Source organism: Streptomyces sp. NPDC055078, assembly GCF_053607985.1.
The window spans coordinates 1-2,639 of the sequence record NZ_JBSGUP010000900.1; the positions used below are offsets into that span (position 1 = coordinate 1).

The window sequence follows — 2,639 nt, forward strand, 5'->3', positions numbered from 1 at the left end:
CCGCCGGGCCCCGCCGGTCAGCGGTCCGCCGGGCCGAACCGACCCCCGGCCGGGCCCGCCCCTGCCGAGCCGGACCACCAGCCACGCCCGCCCCCGCCGAGCCGTACGCAGCCGTACGCAGCCGTACGCTCAGCCGACTTCGACCGCCGCCAGGTTCTTCTTGCCGCGGCGCAGGACGAGCCAGCGGCCGTGGAGCAGGTCGTCGCGGACGGGGACCGCGTCCTCGGCCGTGATCTTGGTGTTGTTCACGTAGGCACCGCCCTCCTTCACGGTCCGGCGGGCGGCGGACTTGCTGGCCACCAGGCCGACCTCGGCGAAGAGGTCGACCACCGGAGCCAGCTCGGCGACCTTGACATGCGGCAGCTCGGCCAGCGCCGCCCGCAGTGTCGCCTCGTCCAGTTCGCCCAGTTCGCCCTGCCCGAACAGCGCCTTCGACGCGTGGACCGCCGCCGCGCACTGATCGGCACCGTGCACCAGCGTCGTCAGCTCCTCCGCCAGCGCCCGCTGAGCGGCCCGCGCCTGCGGCCGCTCCTCGGTCAGCCGCTCCAGCTCCTCGATCTCCGCACGGGAGCGGAAGCTGAAGATCCGCAGGTACTTGGAGACATCACGGTCGTCGGCGTTCAGCCAGAACTGGTAGAAGGCGTACGGGGTGGTCCGGTCGGCGTCCAGCCAGACCGTGCCCGACTCCGTCTTGCCGAACTTCGTGCCGTCGGCCTTGGTGATCAGCGTGGTGGCCAGCGCGTGGACCTGGGCATCCGGCTCGACCCGGTGGATCAGATCGGTGCCCGCGGTGAGATTTCCCCACTGATCGCTGCCCCCGGTCTGGAGGACACAGCCGTACCGCCGGTACAGCTCCAGGTAGTCCATGCCCTGGAGGATCTGGTAGCTGAACTCGGTGTAGCTGATCCCCGCGTCGGAGTTCAACCGCCGGGCGACCGCCTCCTTCGCGATCATCTTGTTGACCCGGAAGTACTTGCCGACATCCCGCAGGAAGTCGATCGCCGAAAGGCCCTGCGTCCAGTCCAGGTTGTTGACCATGGTCGCCGCGTGGGGCCCCTCGAAGTCGAGGAACCGCTCGATCTGCGACCGCAGCCGCCCGACCCACTCCGCGACGACCTCCGGCGCGTTCAGCGTGCGCTCGGAGTTCGGCTTGGGGTCGCCGATGAGGCCCGTGGCCCCGCCCACCAGCCCCAGCGGGCGGTTCCCGGCCTGCTGGATCCGGCGCATGGTGAGGATCTGCACCAGATTGCCCAGATGCAGGCTGGGCGCGGTCGGGTCGAAGCCGCAATAGAACGTGACGGGACCGTCCGCGAACGCCTTGCGCAATGCGTCCTCGTCAGTGGAGAGGGCGATCAGCCCGCGCCACTGCAACTCGTCGACGATGTCCGTCACAGCTCTCATGTCTCCTCGGATACTCGGGATACTCGGGTTACGCGGTTTACTCAGCTGCCAGGACGTCCGGAACTTTCCGGACGCGGTCCAGACGCCGGGACGCCCCGGACGCACGGTGCGCACCTCGACGATGCCTCCCGGCCCCTCCGAGGTTATACGCCCTGGCTGACCGAACTCATATTGAAATCGGGCACCCGCAGCGCGGGCATCGCGGCCCGGGTGAACCAGTCGCCCCACTCGCGCGGCAGCGTCTTCTCCGTCCGGCCCGCCTCGGTCGCCCGGGAGAGCAGATCGACGGGCGACTCATTGAACCGGAAGTTGTTCACCGCGCCGACGACCTCCCCGTTCTCCACGAGATAGACACCGTCCCGGGTCAGCCCGGTGAGCAGCAGCGTGGCCGGGTCGACCTCCCTGATGTACCAGAGGCAGGTCAGCAGCAGCCCTCGCCCGGTCGCCGCGACCATCTCGGCCGGCGACCGCCCGCCACCCCCGTCCAGGATCAGATTCCCGGCCCCCGGAGCGACCGGCAGCCCCGTCAGCCGGGCGCTGTGCCGGGTGGTCACCAGATGCTCCAGCTTTCCGCCGCGCACCCAGTCCGTCGCCGCCAGGGGCAGACCGTTGTCGAAGACGGACGCGTCGTCGCCGGATGCGTGCGCGATCACGAAGGGCGCGGACTGGAGCCCCGGCTCATGCGGGTCGCTGCGCAGATTGAGCGGCAGCGGGGAGAGGGTCTCGCCGACCCGGGTGCCGCCGCCGGACTTGGAGAAGACCGTACGGCCCTCGGCCGCGTCCCGGGCCGTCGACGACCACAGCTGGTAGATCAGCAGATCGGCCACCGCGGTCGGCGGCAGCAGCGTCTCGTACCGCCCGGCCGGCAGCTCGACCCGCCGCTCGGCCCAGCGCAGCCGCTGCGCCAGCTCCTCGTCCAGCGCCGCCGGGTCCACATCGGTGAAGTCCCTGGTCGCGCGCCCGGCCCACGCCGACCGCGAGCGGTCCGGGGACTTCGCGTTCAGCTCCAGCGTCCCGTTCGGCTGGTCGTGGCGCAGCCGCAGCCCCGTGGACGTACCGAGATAGGTGGAGGTCATCTCATGGCTGGCATACCCGTACAGCTCCCGCTCCCCGGCCTTCGCCCGCGCGAAGGACTCGCCCAGCGCGGGCGCGAAGCCCCCGAACACATCGGGCGACGTCTCGGCGGGCGCGTCCCGGAAGCCGGGGGACTCCTCGCCCCCGCCGACCAGCGGCTGGGC

2 protein-coding genes are annotated in these 2,639 nt (G+C 71.0%); both read right to left on the reverse strand.

Annotated elements, in window-relative coordinates:
* Positions 1-129: 129 nt before the first annotated feature.
* The gene (tyrS, locus tag ACWF94_RS38345; RefSeq protein ID WP_453499567.1) at positions 130-1,392 is read right to left on the reverse strand and encodes a tyrosine--tRNA ligase; all 1,263 of its coding nucleotides are present in this window, start codon (positions 1,390-1,392) and stop codon (positions 130-132) included.
* 152 nt (positions 1,393-1,544) lie between these two features.
* The coding region (locus tag ACWF94_RS38350; RefSeq protein WP_453499565.1) for a metallopeptidase TldD-related protein at positions 1,545-2,639 on the reverse strand (1,095 nt) is incomplete at its 5' end.